The following is a 12,871-nucleotide window of genomic DNA, read 5'->3' as shown; positions in this document are numbered from 1 at the left end:
GGAACAATGGTGATGAAGGGACAAGCTCGCTGGTATATGCCTTTGCTCATACTGATTCTTTTTATGACCGGCTGCTCCTACACGGAGGGGTCCGCTTCAGGTGAGATGCCAGAGATGATTCGAGTAAAAATGATGATTCCGGATAAGGTGAAGGTGAGCGAAGAGGCTGCTTTACAGATTCAATTGACTCAGGGAGAGCAGCCTGTGAATGATGCGGATCATGTACAGTTCCAAATCTGGAATGAACAGAACGAACCTGAGGCCCCTTCCATTGAGAAGGGGATGATGAATGCCGATGAGCTCGAGGCGCGTGGGGCAGTAAAGGCCAGTTCTGTAGGCGATGGGATATATGAAGTGAAACATACATTTCTGGAGCCGGGGGTATACGTTGTTCAGGCCCATGTGACTTCAGGTGCAATGCACACCATGCCGAGGGCCAAAGTTGTCGTGGAATAATGCAGCCATGAGAGCAGTGGGATGATCCTAAACGTGAAATAGGTATATAATGATGGTGGATAAAAGAATGTAGATTGGAAAAGAGGCTACTATGGCAACTATTCACGATGTTGCACTCAAGGCAGGTGTTTCAGTAACTACCGTCTCGCGTGTATTGAACAACAGGGGTTATATCAGTCAGAAGACACGTGACAAAGTCTACCAAACGATGGACGAGCTGAATTATAGACCCAATGAGATTGCCCGTTCCCTGCTGCGCAAGCAGTCCAACCTTATTGGTTTGATCATTCCAGATGTATCCCATCCGTTTTTCGGAGAACTGGCCAGTTATGTAGAGTATTATGCATACCAGAATGGTTTCAAAATCATGCTGTGCAACTCTCATATGGACCCTTCCAAAGAACGTGAATATGTAGAGATGCTTAAAGGAAATCGGGTTGATGGAATTATCATGGGGAGCCACACACTTGAAGTGGATGAATACGTTAATCTCCATTCTCCCATTGTAACTTTTGATCGACAGATTGGAGAGGACATTCCGTATATATCCTCCGATAATTATCAGGGCGGTGTCATGGCGGCGGAGTTACTGCTCTCCAAGGGGAGAAGGCATATAGCTCATATCTGTGGTAATTTGGGGTTGAATATGCTTTCTAATCGTCGTACGACAGGCTTTCTGGATACGCTGGAGGCACATGGGGTCAAGCCAATCATGATTTATGAAACCGATCTCAATGTGTTTGATCAGCATCAGTATACGGAATTAATGGATAAACTGCTCACAGAGCAGCCGCTGTTGGACGGATTATTTGTAACGAGTGATCTTATGGCTGTTCATGCGCTTAAAAAAACGATTTCTAGCGGACGCAGGGTACCCGAGGACATCGCTATTATTGGATACGACGACAGCCGTTCAGCTTGCTACACTGTGCCCGGAATTACGACGATCAGACAGCCGGTAGAAGATATGGCTGAGCTGGCCGTTGAGCTGATTCGGCGCCAGATCGCAGAGGAACAGGTAAATATGGAGAATATTTTTCCTGTAACATTGGTGGAGCGGGAGACAACCTGAATCGGGTTGTCTCCTTTTTCTCGTGGAAGCGAGAGGTAGGAACTCTCGTGGCTTATTTGAAATCAGAAGAAAAATCAGTCAAAAAAAATTATTTTGATCGATATGTCAAACGATTGACATGTCAAACCTTTGACATTATAATCTGACTTGTAAGCGTTTCCTCTTTACACTAATGAATGGGGGCCATAACAAGATGAAAAAAGAACAACGGTGGATGGGGATTTGGGTTTTGTCATTAATTATGATGCTGGTTCTATCAGCCTGCGGTGGGAAAGCAGGCACGGATTCGAATGCTTCCCCGGGGTCAAATGATGGTGGAAGCGAGAATATTAAAATAACGATGCTCAACTCCAAATCAGAGATTAACAATCAATTGGAGCAGGCAGCCAAAGACTTTCAAGCGGAAAATCCAAATATTACACTTGAAATTGTGCCTGTAGGCAGTGGACAGTCTCCGTTTGAAAAGGCCTCTGCCCTCTATGCATCAGGTAATCCGACAACGATGATGATGCTGGATACCGGGGATGTTGAGAAGTTCAAGGATCGTGTTCTTGACCTTACCTCGGAGCCTTGGATGAAAGACGCAGTAGAGAACAGTACAACAGCTACAACGTTTGATGGCAAAAATTACGCTTTCCCTTTCTCCATTGAAGGATATGGATTCATCTATAACCAGAAAGTGCTGGATCAAGCGGTAGGCGGCACATTTGATCCCAAATCGGTAGAGACCACAGCGCAGCTGGAGGACTTGTTCAAAAAAATAGCAGCTGCCGGCAAAGCACCTTTGATTATTTCACCCATGGATTGGTCGCTTGGAGCGCATTACCTGCCGCTTGCTTATGGCGGACAATCCGCGGACCGTTCCCAAGTGGATCAATTCATGAACGATCTGAAAGCAGGCAAAGTAGATCTGGCGTCCAACGCTGTGTTTAATGGTTTGATGGATACCTTTGATGTGATGAAAACGTACAATATCGACAAGGCTTCACCACTTTCCGGTACGTATGAGCGTGGACCCGAAGTGCTCGGCAAGGGCGAAGTGGGAATCTGGTTCATGGGAAACTGGGCTTGGCCGCAAATTTCCGGATTTGATACAGCAGATGGGAAATACGGCTTCCTGCCGGTTCCTGTAAGCAATAATGCAGCCGACTTCGGCAATTCACAGATCTCTGCCGCCGTCTCCAAACGTATTTTGCTGGACAAAGAAAAAAGTACACCAGCACAACAAGATGCTGCGAAGAAGTTTTTGGACTGGATCGTTTACAAAGAGAAAGGTCAGGATTTCCTGGTGAAACAAGCCAGCATCATTCCAGCATTCAGTAACATTAAGCTGGAGCCAGCGGACCCGCTTGGCAAATCCATTAGTGAATACATCAAAGCAGGCAAAATTGAAGAATCCATGAGCACCCTTCCAGCCGATCATTGGTCCAAATTGGGAGCTTCCATGCAGAAATATTTGGCTAATGTTGTTGATCGCGCAGGACTTGCCAGCGAGATTCAAGCTTACTGGACTAACGTGAAATAAATGAATTAGTACAGCTTTACACACAGCATCATGGGAAGTTTTTCTCCACAGGACTGAAGCCTGATATGGGTCAGACAGAAAGCAGTATAAGTTACTTCTGACTGACCCATCATATCGGCGAACTGTCAGGTTCATGACTTGGAGAGCGATAGAGTGGAGGATGACAATGCTTACTGAAAAAGGATTATGGACACGTCTGCGCACTCGCCTGATATTTACGGGCCCTACATTATTTGCTTTTGCTGCAGTCATGATTATTCCGTTTTTGTACGGTATCTATTTAACATTTACGAACTGGGATGGCATTGCAGTAGACCAAAGCTTTGTTGGTTGGGATAATTACATCGGTGTGTTTAAAGATACAGTGTTCTGGCAGTCATTTGGTATGACGCTGGAGTATGTATTTATTACGGTTGTGTTAACCAACGTAGCTGCTTTTCTGCTTGCATATGCCGTAACCAGGGGAATCAAGGCACAAGGCTGGTTTCGGGCCGGTTTCTTCCTGCCCAATCTTGTAGGGGGTATTGTACTTGGTTTCATCTGGCAGTTTATTTTTAATCAGGTACTTGTATTTGCAGGTCAAAAACTGAACATGCCGTTCTTCTCCGCCTCTTGGCTGGCTGATCCGGACAAAGCTTTCTGGGCACTTGTTATCGTGACTGTTTGGCAGTATGCAGGTTATATGATGGTCATTTATATAGCCGGTTTGATGAACGTACCAAGAGATGTGCTGGAAGCGGCAAGCATTGATGGAGCAAGCAATCGCAAAATGCTCATGCGCATCGTACTGCCACTGATGGTTCCTTCCTTTATTGTGTGTGTCTTCCTGTCACTGCAGCGCGGATTTATGGTGTACGATCTGAATGTTTCCCTGACAAGTGGCGGTCCTTTCAAAAGTACAGAGATGGTATCCATGCATGTATATGAACAAGCTTTTCTCGCACGTGACTATGGGCTGGGCCAGGCTGAAGCCCTTGTTCTGTTTATCCTTGTGGCGACCATTACATTGCTTCAGGTGTATTTTAGCAAAAAGCTGGAGGTCGAGGCATGATGGCTGGACAATCACGTATTCTGAACGGACTGAAACTCGCAGCCTTAATTGTTGGCATGATCCTGTTCGTATTTCCCTTTGTACTGCTGATCTTGAATTCATTTAAAGCCAATCAGGCCATTACTTCTGACCCGCTCGGCCTGCCTGTTTCTTTTCAACTGGAAAATTACGCAAATGCGTTTGATAAAATGGGTTATTTATCGGCCTTCAGCAACTCCTTGCTGATTACGGTGGCTGGCGTACTGCTTATTGCACTCTTCTCTGCGATGACTGCACATTATTTTGTTCGACACCACAGCAAGCTGAATCAGTATCTCTTTTTCCTGATGGTAGCTGCGATGATTATTCCGTTTCAGGCGATTATGATTCCTCTCGTGAAAATTTACGGCTCACTTGGTCTGCTGGATAACAAGTGGTCACTGATTTATATGTATATTGGCTTTGGCAGCCCTCTTGCCGTATTTATTTACCATGGATTTGTCAAAAGTATCCCGTTGGAACTGGAAGAAGCTGCTCTGATGGACGGCTGCGGCAGAGTGCAGACTTTTTTCCGAATCGTACTTCCGGTACTGCTGCCTACTACCGTTACGATCAGTGTGCTGAACGTTTTATGGATATGGAACGACTTTTTGCTTCCATCGCTCGTGCTTACGTCGTCCGAGCAGCGGACGCTGCCGTTGTCCACCTTTTATTTTTACGGAACGTACACGGTGGATTATGGTCCGCTGATGGCTGGATTGGTATTGACACTGCTGCCTGTACTGATTGTATATCTTTTTGCACAGAAGTATATCATTCAGGGAGTTATGCAGGGCGCCATTAAATAAGTTCAGCAAGGCGAGATAGAGATACAGAGACTGGAGTGAAGACATATGAAGCATGAAGCGCAGATCGAAAATCGTTATACCCTTGAAAGGGCAAAGGCGTATATAGAGGAACATCGTCACAACGTTAGTCCCGTCTATCGTCTAGGGTATCACCTGATGCCGGAAGTCGGCTGGATGAATGATCCCAATGGATTTATTTATTTTAATGGCATGTATCATATGTTCTATCAATATTATCCTTACAAACCGGTGTGGGGACCGATGCATTGGGGCCACGCCGTAAGTCATGATTTGGTGACATGGTCGTATCTGCCTGTGGCATTAGCACCGGATCACCCGTATGATCGTGATGGTTGCTTCTCAGGTAGTGCTATTGTTCAGGATGGCAAACTTGTACTCATGTATACGGGGCATGTAGTCACCGGACCAGATAAAGATAAGGATTATCGCCAGACGCAGAATATTGCTGTATCAGAGAACGGCGTTGATTTTGTCAAAAGCGAGCTGAATCCGGTTATTGGACTGCATCAGATTCCAGAACATGCAAGTCCTAAGGATTTTCGTGATCCAAAAGTGTTTGAACGTAACGGCATGTACTATTGTGTGCTTGGGTCCAACGATGATGCCGGAAACGGAAGGATTCTGCTGTATCGTTCAGCAGACTTGCTGAACTGGACTTATGTTAACGTGCTGGCTCAGAGCGACGGAACGCTCGGGGACAACTGGGAATGTCCAGATGTATTTTCGCTGGATGACCGGGATGTGCTGATCATGTCCCCGCAGCGTATGCCAGCCCAAGGTGAACAGTATCGGAATCTACACTCCACCGTATACATGATGGGAACACTGGATACGGACAAGGGAGTGCTTCAATATGACGAGTATGTTCCGCTTGATTGCGGCTTCGATTTCTACGCACCCCAGACGATGGAGGATGCACAAGGACGAAGAATAATGATGGCCTGGATGGAGACATGGGAGAGTGAAATACCCACACAAGCATCCCACGCCTGGGCAGGGGCCATGACGCTGCCGCGCCAATTGATTCGTGAGGGAGAACGTTTGATATTCCAGCCGCTTCCCGAACTTTCCAAGTACAGAGTTTCAGGTGTGGAACAAAAGGCTCGTTCAGTAGAAGATGGCACACATGATCTTGGCATCAGCGGCGATTGTTATGAATTGCATGCTGTGTTTGACGCAGCGGAGGCTCAGTGTTTTGGATTAAAACTGCGCACAAGCGAACACGAGGAAACCGTTATTGCTTATGATGTACAGGAGCGTCGTTTAAGCATGAATCGCGATCGAGCCGGACAAGGACTTGGCGGAGAGCGTGCAGCGACAGTAGAGCTTCGTGAAGGCAAACTGGAGCTTCGTATTTTTGTAGACATTAGTTCGATTGAGGTTTTTATTCAGCAGGGAGAACAGGTTATGTCAGCACGGATATATCCTGACCCCAACTCTAAAGGGATTGAAGTTTTTTCACAAGGAAGATGCACACTGACCGAGCTTCGCAAATGGGATCTACAAGTATAACTCCGAATGCAGGAATACCCCTTGACCTTGAAGTATACTTCAAGGTTTATTCTTGTTGTATCAACCGCATTTGGAGGGAAAATCATGAAATTATTTGAATGGATATTCGTACTGGTAACGATAGCAGGGGCGCTGGGTTTGCCGTTTTATTCAAAACGCAGAAAGCTTGCGATAGTTGGACTTACTGCGTTGATCATTGCATTTCTGCTGCATGCAGTTATTGATTCATTGCGCGTGATGCTGCTGCCATCCTATATTGTTGCTCTCGTACTTTGCATTCTGTTCATCGTTCAACTTGTGAAATGGAGCCTTCGCGGTGAAGGCGATGTACCAGCACCGTATAACAAGAAATCGAGATTGCGTACCTGGCTGCGCGGTTTGTTCATCCTGCTTCTTACGGCTTTCTCTGGCATCGGATCAGGGCTGCTGACCTGGTATTTCCCGACATTTACGATACCCGAGCCAACAGGACAATTTGCTATCGGTACATTTTCACAGCGAATTGTAGATGAATCCCGTGAGGAGACTCTTTCTCCTGAAGCAGGGGACAAGCGGGAACTGATGATTAATGTGTGGTATCCAGTAGATCCAGAAGTTGCAGAAGGCATTAAACCGGAGTCATACCCTGCCGAATTGGGGGAAGCGATCAGTCTGGTGTTTGGCATCCCGCCTCAGGTGTTCAGTTACCTAGACACGATACCGACACATGTGGTCAAGGGTGCAGCGATGTCTAATGCAAGCAGTTCTTATCCCGTTGTCCTGTTCTCTCCCGGTGTCCGTTCGGCTCGTTTTCAGAGTATGACGGCGGTGGAGGAACTGGTCAGCCACGGTTATATTGTTGTAGGAATGGATCATCCGTATACGTCGGCTCAAGTAACCTTCCCGGATGGTCATAAGGTTTCTTATGATGCCGGGCCTGAATTTACAGCATCGGAAGAACTGTATCAATATAATGTGCAGGGAGTGGGCATACGTGCGGCCGATGCACGTTTTGTACTCGACACACTTGAACAGTGGAATGTGAACGATCCCAATCAGGTGCTGGAAGGCAGACTTGATTTGAATCATACGGGTATTATGGGACACTCGTATGGCGGAGCGACAACAGCAGAAGCACTGGCACAGGATGAACGTTTTCAAGCTGGGCTCAGTTTGGAAGGCGGATTTTGGGGCAGTGTATCCAAGTCTTCGCTGAAACAACCTTTTATGTACATCATGTCTGGCAAAACAGCCAAAAGTTTGGGACCGAATCCTACGGAGCATGAAAAATTATTCTATCCCGAGTTTGAACCCGATCTCCAACATGTAATGAAGAACAGTCTGAATGATACCTATTATCTAACCGTGGATGGATTTTTTCATCAGAGTTTTACCGATATTGCGTTAATTTCACCGCGGTTATTTGCCAAGGACATGCCTGCAGAGCATAATATCGATATTACGAGAAGTTATGCGCTTGCCTTTTTTGACCGTTACCTGAAAGGAGAAGCGCAGCCTTTGCTGCAGGGCAGTTCGGCAAAATTTCCCGAAGTAACGTATGATAACGAGTATACAAAGGTTCGCAGCAAACAGGCGGAATAAGTCTTCCGGAAAGGCGGAGATCGGTGTGCATACGATGACAAGAGGGCAGCTGGCTAAAAAAACGGGAGTAAGTATGGCGACACTTCGATACTACGAGGACAGCGGCATTCTGCCTGCTCCACATCGATCTCCTAGTGGATATCGGTTGTACACCGAGGATTATCTGGTCAAAGTCAAATTTATTAAAGACGCACAGATGCTCGGTTACTCGCTCAAAGAGATACAGGAGACTCTGCAGCTGCTGAGTAATGAGGATATGGAGAAAGAGACGTTGAAAACCCTTGTCCGCGAACGGATTGCCGACATTCAACAGCACATCGATCATCTGGAACAGATGCAGAAAAATTTGGCCGGATTGCTCCTTACACCAGAGGACGATATCGACAGCTATATTCAGTCATTTAGAGTAGAGAAGAGAGAGCCGTAATCACGGCTCTTTTTCTATTTAGGAGCACAGCAGACTTGAATGCAGACAAGTCGTATGTAACGAGCAGGAAATGGTGGTGAATAAGGTAAGTGCATGTTGATCTTTCTGGAGCCTGTAGGCAAAAACATCTGGAGTATGTGATGTGAAAAAACACCTCCAAAGCGAATCCTGAATGTCGACCATCAGGGTGCTGCTGTGGAGGTGTTTTCTTGTTTTTTCACTTATGTCATGCCGGTTTCACGCAGAAAGTGATGCACAATCTCTGTCTGATCCTTGATGCGGGTTGTACGCTTAACGATCAAAATAGAGTGCCAATTTTAAGGTTATGGTAATAAATTACTATGTCTAAGAGGGAGAGGGTGGTAATATGTTCTTATTTATTACAATTTTAGATGGTATTTAGGACCTAGTGAGTAAGTGTTTAGAGTTGGAAATACATATAATTTCAGAGTTTAGAAGTGAACTTAAGAAGGGATATATCAATCTCAGTTTATGTGGACTTCTAAATGAAGTTCTTTAAGCAAGACCTATATTGCGATTAAGGGTAAAGGAGATCGAATGAATGAGGAGAATGAAATGTCGTAAAATTCTAGCTGTTTTTTTATCAACAAGCATGCTCTTATCCAGTGCAGCGCTTGTCGGGGGAGACAGGGTTAACGCAGCGGGGACAGATCCTGTCAGTACAACGGTGTCTATGCAGGCCTCCGTAGATCAACCATCCGAGACCATGAATACAGCAGAGGCACCCCTTGCGAAACCGGGCAACTTAGTTGTAGAAACAACGGATGAAAAAATTCATGTTACTTGGGATGCAGTAGAAGGTGCAGAGAAGTATGCGTTAACAGTAGACGGGAACAAAGAATATGAAGGTGTAGAACGTATTTTCGAAAGGTTCGCACCTCCAGGTACATCATATGAAATCGCAGTGTGGGCCATTGATCAAGCAGGTACACCGGGTGAAAAATCAACAATAGTCGCGGAAACCAAAGAGAGACTAAAACCTGCAGCACCAACGAACTTTAATGTCACTACAGATGAAACTTCACTTACTGCAAGTTGGAATGCAGCAGAGAGAGCTTCCGGCTATGTCGTTACGGTAGATAATGAAAAAGTTTATGAAGGAAATGATCTTTCCTGCACCCTCGAAGGGTTAACACCCAATAAGCAGTATAGGGTAGAAATATGGTCAGTTAATGAATACGGAGTCAGCTGGAAATCAACGGATACTGTCAAAACTAAAGATCCAGACAATCTACCGGCTCCCAAAAACTTGAGAGTGGATTCAACCTGGAATTCAATTACAATTTCATGGGATGCTGTCGAAGGTGCTGATAAGTATTACGTTAGAAAGAACAACGACTATGTATATGATGGACCAGACACGACTTATACGATAACCAATTTAAATCCAGATGTTCCGTATACCCTCTATGTTTATGGATATAACACGACATCGAATAAACTTGGCGAACTGGGTAGAATCACTGGAGTAACCAAAAGATTGCCAGCACCGGATCATTTTAAAGTTGTACCCAAAACCAACTCCATTAAGTTATCCTGGGATGAGGTAGATCATGCTGTTGAGTACGAGCTGAAGCGGGGAAAATTAATCATTTATACAGGTCCATTAAAGACGTTTATTGATACGGATCTGGATGAAGGTAAAGCGTACAATTATACTGTCACTGCAAAGAATGATTACTCATCCGGTTATCCTGCTGCTGCGAGTACATCTACATTAGTTACACCACGGCTTCCATATCCTGAAAACGTTCGAGTGACCGAGCTGACATATAACAAAGTTCGCCTGGATTGGGATGCAGTAGATGGAGCGGAAGAATACGAAATCTCTAGGAATGGAATGACTATTGGGGTTCCTATGGAAACTTGGTGGATAGGAAATTTGGAAGGCTTATCAGGAGACATCTCGTATAAAATAGCCGCCATCAGGAAGGGAGTAAGCGGTGAAGCCGCAGTAAAAAAAGTAACTATTCCGAGCAGACCCGTACCAGGTGAAGCACCGAGTGGTAATCTGAAGTTAGAAGTGAATCGAATCTATCACGATCAAGTAAGCCTCGGTTGGAATCAAGTTGCAGGAGCTTCATATTACGATGTATTCCGGGATGAAACCCATAAAGTATGGTCGGGTAAACTGAATATAAAAACAATAACAGACAGCAATATGAAACCGGAAGAAAGTCATACGTATAAAGTAGTTGCAGGTAATGAATCAGGCATTTTAGAGTCAAACGTAATTCATGTAAAAACAGCAGCAAAGCCAAAGCCGATCGCTATCATGCCAGCACAGCCGCTGGAAGGAACGATTACATTTGATTTCAAAGTTACGGATGGCGCTGTGATGTATGTGGAGCGTAATCCGCAAACGGTCTATACCCCTCTAGAAGATGGGACCTATCGTCAAACCTATTATAATGCTGCTGCTGACGTAAGACGTGACGAAGGTATTGTTACCCCAATCAACGGCAGGCTGCATTTCAGTGAGACAGGCGTGTCCCCTAACAGAAACTACAACTATGATATCGTTGCTGTTGTACATAACACGGATGGAACAGAAACCGTAGTAGCCAGAGAAGGAATCAGTATCAGTACTCCTGCTGATGGCAGCGGTGCGACAGTGCCAGGAACTGTAGTTGATCCAGGTAATGGGGGAGGAAGTACACCAACACCGGGTTCAGGGTCTGGGAATGGAAACGGCACAACGCCGTCAGCACCTGGAACGGAAACAGGTGGAGCAGCTGCCAGCTCGCCTTCTGGAAACAGTCCTTCCGGCGGCGCCACTACTGGTAATGCAAAGAATGATCATGGAGCTGAAGATCGTTCTGGAACGGAAAAAGAGGGCACTAAAGTCACTCCTCGAGAGGAAACAAAATCGGAAACCTATACGGATATCGATACAAGCTATGCCAAAGAAGCCATTCTTTTTCTGACTTCCAAAGGAATCGCTAAAGGGTACTCAGATGGAACATTTGGCCTCAAGAAAAAGGTAACCCGGGCCGAATTTGCTGTCTTTTTAAATCGTGCTCTCGGGTACACCTCCTCATCTCCGTATGCCGGAACATTTAAAGATATCGATCCGAAAGCATGGTATGTGTCAGAACTGCATGCTGCAATCGAGAATGATATTACGAAAGGTTTTGCAGACCATACCTATCGTCCGAATGAAGTTATTTCAAGAGAACAGGCGGCGGTAATGCTGTCTAACGTGTTGTTGAAAAACGGATCATTGTTGTTGTCTGCAGTTTCATACGAAGATCATACCAACGTCGCAAGCTGGGCAAAAGAAAGTGTGAAACTGGTTACCCAAGAGTCCGTTATGAACGGATACCCTGGGAACAAGTTTATGCCCAAACGCTCCTTGAGCCGAGAAGAAGCTGCACAGTTGATTTATAATCTCGTCCAACTCGTAGACTAGGGTGTGTCTGAAAACGCTGAAGGGAGCAGATTTTGCCGAATTTTTGTTCCATGCCAGGAAGTTTACCGCAGGCGTGCCGGGGCACGTCAAGGGAAAGTGACGCAGCAGGGTGCGAAAAGGGGGAAAAAGATGCACTTCAGCGGGTTTCAAGACACGCCCTAAATAAAAGCACAGCGTTTATCGCAAAAATAAAACGCCTCCAAAGCGAATCCTGAATGTCGACCATCAGGGTGCTGCTGTGGAGGTGTTTTCTTGTTTTTTCACTTATGTCATGCCGGTTTCACGCAGAAAGTGATGCACAATCTCTGTCTGATACTTGATGCGCGCCGTGCGTTTCAGGCTCCAGCACGTTTCAACGGTGACAGACTTCGCTTGGAGCAGCCTTGAAGCAGCGGTACGAGCGGAGCCCGGCAGCTCATGCCGCTTCAGATTAAAATGATGCTTGCGAACCGAAATAGATCGGTTCATGCGTTCTATTATCCTGCGGCAGACCGGAACACTAGAGCTGCCCGGGTTGGTGATCAGCGTTTGTCCGAGGACGCGTGGACTGAGCTGGGACAGGCCGTTGGCTTCATGCAGATCAAGCCACCAGTCAGGCTGATGCTGGCGTGCAAGCTGGAATACAGCGGCTGCCAATGGATGTTTGGCTTTGCCGGATTTGCGGCGGGGAAAGGTACGATTCAGGTCGGGTTTACCTCTGATTTTCTTCATATATGCCTGCTGATTCACTCTCGGCACAATGATCAACGTTCCGCGATGGATCACGCGCCGCCCTGCGGCACAATCATCGGCAAGTTTCTGCGCAGCGGCCATGCTCGCTGTTTCATTGCCATGAACTCCAGATGTAATCATCATGACGGGCCCGGGATTCGTTCCGCGTATAATGTAATAAGGCACAGCATAAGGGCTTGAGGCAGCAAGAACATGTCTGGTCACAAGCATGACCCTCACCTCCGCTATTACAGT

At 46.1% G+C, this 12,871-nt stretch carries 10 protein-coding genes; 9 read left to right on the top strand and 1 reads right to left on the bottom strand.

The genetic code is table 11. From position 1 onward, the window contains the following. Positions 1-12 precede the first annotated feature (12 nt). The 9 genes from MKY97_RS24865 to MKY97_RS24825 all read left to right on the top strand — a co-directional run bounded on the left by MKY97_RS24865 (position 13) and on the right by MKY97_RS24825 (position 11,905). Positions 13-456, top strand: a complete 444-nt coding sequence (locus tag MKY97_RS24865; protein ID WP_342552882.1) for a FixH family protein — start codon at positions 13-15, stop codon at positions 454-456. A 91-nt stretch (positions 457-547) separates the two neighbouring features. Further along, entirely contained in the window at positions 548-1,528 is a 981-nt protein-coding gene (locus MKY97_RS24860; RefSeq protein WP_342552881.1) for a LacI family DNA-binding transcriptional regulator, read from the top strand. 193 nt (positions 1,529-1,721) lie between these two features. After that, complete coding sequence (locus MKY97_RS24855; protein WP_342552880.1) at positions 1,722-3,053, top strand: ABC transporter substrate-binding protein; 1,332 nt, start codon at positions 1,722-1,724, stop codon at positions 3,051-3,053. Positions 3,054-3,219: 166 nt separating this feature from the next. Next, entirely contained in the window at positions 3,220-4,104 is an 885-nt protein-coding gene (locus tag MKY97_RS24850; RefSeq protein ID WP_342552879.1) for a sugar ABC transporter permease, read from the top strand. After that, positions 4,104-4,931 (top strand): carbohydrate ABC transporter permease, encoded by an 828-nt coding sequence (locus MKY97_RS24845; protein WP_342556449.1) that lies wholly within the window; start codon positions 4,104-4,106, stop codon positions 4,929-4,931. Before MKY97_RS24850 ends, MKY97_RS24845 begins: the two co-directional genes overlap by 1 nt. 45 nt (positions 4,932-4,976) lie before the next feature. Continuing rightward, positions 4,977-6,464 (top strand): glycoside hydrolase family 32 protein, encoded by a 1,488-nt coding sequence (locus MKY97_RS24840; RefSeq protein ID WP_342552878.1) that lies wholly within the window; start codon positions 4,977-4,979, stop codon positions 6,462-6,464. An 84-nt stretch (positions 6,465-6,548) separates the two neighbouring features. Continuing rightward, complete coding sequence (locus tag MKY97_RS24835; protein ID WP_342552877.1) at positions 6,549-8,045, top strand: lipase; 1,497 nt, start codon at positions 6,549-6,551, stop codon at positions 8,043-8,045. A 34-nt stretch (positions 8,046-8,079) separates the two neighbouring features. Further along, a complete protein-coding gene (locus MKY97_RS24830) occupies positions 8,080-8,472 on the top strand; it encodes a MerR family transcriptional regulator (RefSeq protein WP_342556448.1) in 393 nt (130 codons plus the stop codon). Positions 8,473-9,034: 562 nt separating this feature from the next. Next, entirely contained in the window at positions 9,035-11,905 is a 2,871-nt protein-coding gene (locus MKY97_RS24825) for an S-layer homology domain-containing protein (protein ID WP_342552876.1), read from the top strand. A 264-nt stretch (positions 11,906-12,169) separates the two neighbouring features. On the opposite strand, the gene MKY97_RS24820 is transcribed toward MKY97_RS24825, so the two are convergent. Further along, positions 12,170-12,847: a succinylglutamate desuccinylase/aspartoacylase family protein gene (locus MKY97_RS24820; RefSeq protein WP_342552875.1), complete on the bottom strand. Its 678-nt coding sequence runs from the start codon at positions 12,845-12,847 to the stop codon at positions 12,170-12,172. Between the last annotated feature and the right edge of the window lie 24 nt (positions 12,848-12,871).

Origin of the sequence: Paenibacillus sp. FSL R7-0652, assembly GCF_038595045.1 — a bacterium.
Lineage (GTDB): Bacteria > Bacillota > Bacilli > Paenibacillales > Paenibacillaceae > Paenibacillus.
This window is presented reverse-complemented; position numbering and strand designations above follow the sequence as displayed.

Bases quoted from the DNA above. Each gene is read 5' to 3' on its own strand.
- MKY97_RS24865 (WP_342552882.1), top strand. From the start codon at position 13: ATGAAGGGACAAGCTCGCTGGTATATGCCTTTGCTCATACTGATTCTT.
- MKY97_RS24860 (WP_342552881.1), top strand. From the start codon at position 548: ATGGCAACTATTCACGATGTTGCACTCAAGGCAGGTGTTTCAGTAACT.
- MKY97_RS24855 (WP_342552880.1), top strand. From the start codon at position 1,722: ATGAAAAAAGAACAACGGTGGATGGGGATTTGGGTTTTGTCATTAATT.
- MKY97_RS24850 (WP_342552879.1), top strand. From the start codon at position 3,220: ATGCTTACTGAAAAAGGATTATGGACACGTCTGCGCACTCGCCTGATA.
- MKY97_RS24845 (WP_342556449.1), top strand. From the start codon at position 4,104: ATGGCTGGACAATCACGTATTCTGAACGGACTGAAACTCGCAGCCTTA.
- MKY97_RS24840 (WP_342552878.1), top strand. From the start codon at position 4,977: ATGAAGCATGAAGCGCAGATCGAAAATCGTTATACCCTTGAAAGGGCA.
- MKY97_RS24835 (WP_342552877.1), top strand. From the start codon at position 6,549: ATGAAATTATTTGAATGGATATTCGTACTGGTAACGATAGCAGGGGCG.
- MKY97_RS24830 (WP_342556448.1), top strand. From the start codon at position 8,080: ATGACAAGAGGGCAGCTGGCTAAAAAAACGGGAGTAAGTATGGCGACA.
- MKY97_RS24825 (WP_342552876.1), top strand. From the start codon at position 9,035: ATGAGGAGAATGAAATGTCGTAAAATTCTAGCTGTTTTTTTATCAACA.
- MKY97_RS24820 (WP_342552875.1), bottom strand. From the start codon at position 12,847: ATGCTTGTGACCAGACATGTTCTTGCTGCCTCAAGCCCTTATGCTGTG.